General features: G+C 71.2%; 1 pseudogene. It reads right to left on the bottom strand.

The features are described 5' to 3' along the window. Positions 1–1,491, bottom strand: a pseudogene (locus A8G15_RS32310) (protein kinase domain-containing protein); the annotation flags it as partial. Positions 1,492–1,598 lie beyond the last annotated feature (107 nt).

A 1,598-nucleotide genomic window follows, 5' to 3' on the forward strand; every position in this document is an offset into this window, starting at 1 on the left:
GGTTGGGGCATGGGTGGCAGTTCGACCCACTGTCCGTTGCGGACCGCGAACACCCGGTCGGAGGCGGTCGCGGTGAGGTTCGGTCCGTCGGGGATCCACCCGCCCAGCACGACGGGCACGCCGTCCCAGGTGACCGCCATCGCGTGATTGAGCGGAACCGGCAGGTCGGGTCCGGTTTTCCAGGTGTCGATCGCCGGGTCGTAGCCCTCGTGCGCGGCCGAGGCACCGTCGTCGTCGAGGCCACCGAACACCCACACGGTGCCGTCGGCGACGGTCGTCGCGGTCTGCTGACGCGCGGTCGGCGCATCGTGCACCGCGCGCCACTGCGCGGTCGGGGGCAGCTCCGCAGCATTGTCGCTGCCCGCGGACGCCGTGCCGGAACCGTCCGGCTGGCGCAGGACCAGATAGAGGCCGGTCCCGGCGACCACGAGGAACAGGACGGCGAGCACCGCCAGCACGGCGCGCAGCGACACCCGTCCCCGCGGATCTCCCGTGGGAGTCGCGGAAGGGGGCGCCGGGCGCTGCGGAGGTGGTGGTGGGGCCGGGGTCCGCCCGGATGTCGCAGTGGCCGGGGTCCGGCCGGATGTCGCAGTGGCCGGGTCGGTGGCTGCGCTCGGCAGCGGGGCCTTCAGGGTCGGCTGGTCGTGGTGGCGGTGATTGCCGGGCAGGGCCATCTCGTCGACGTGCCGTCCGTGCCGGGCCTGGATCTCCTGCAGTTCCCGGCCGAACTCGGCGGCGGTCGCGGGCCGGCTCGACGGGTCGGCGGACATGGCGTGTTCGAGTGCGGCGCACACGTCGTCGGGGATGCCCTGCGGCCGCAGGTCGGGGATGGGCTGGCTGCTGATGCGGAGGAACTGGGCGACGATCTCCTCACCGGTGCGGCGTTCGAACGCGGCCCGGCCGGTCAGCATCGAGAACATCGCCGCGCCGAGCCCGTACACGTCTGAGTTGGGAGTCGGGGGTTTGCCCTCGAGTACCTCGGGGGCGGTGAACGCGAGCGAGCCGGTGAACGCGCCGGTCGCCGTCTCGAATCCACCGGCGATCCGGGCGATGCCGAAGTCGGTGAGCTGCGGCTCGCCGTACTCGGTCATGAGGATGTTCGCGGGTTTCACGTCGCGGTGCAGGGTGCCGGCGTGATGCGCGGTCTCCAGCGCGCCGGCGAGTTTGATGCCGACGCGGACGACCTCCGGCCACGGCAGGGGTCCGTCGCGTCGCACCTTCACCGCCAGTGAATCGTTCGGGTGGTACGGCATCACGATGTACGGACGGCCGCTCGACGTCACCCCGACCTGGAGGATGTTCACGATGTTGGGATGACCGGACAATCCGCCCATCGCGTAGCCCTCGCGGAGGAACCGTTCGCGGTTCTCGACGTCGAGGTCGGAGGAGAGCACGTCCCACGACCAGCGCATCGTCGAATCCCGCGGCGGACAGCTCCGCGGCGATTCCCTGACCCGCCGGGCGGGTCGCTTCCGGATCGAAATCGGCCATGGGCCCAGGCTTTCGACATGCGCATCGTGGCTCGCGCGCTAGGAAGAGGATACCGCCGGGGGTGGTGCGAGAAGGAAGATCAGGGGCGGGGAAAGGAAGATCAGGGG

This window comes from Rhodococcus phenolicus (genome assembly GCF_001646785.1).
GTDB classification, from domain to species: Bacteria; Actinomycetota; Actinomycetes; order Mycobacteriales; family Mycobacteriaceae; genus Rhodococcus; species Rhodococcus phenolicus.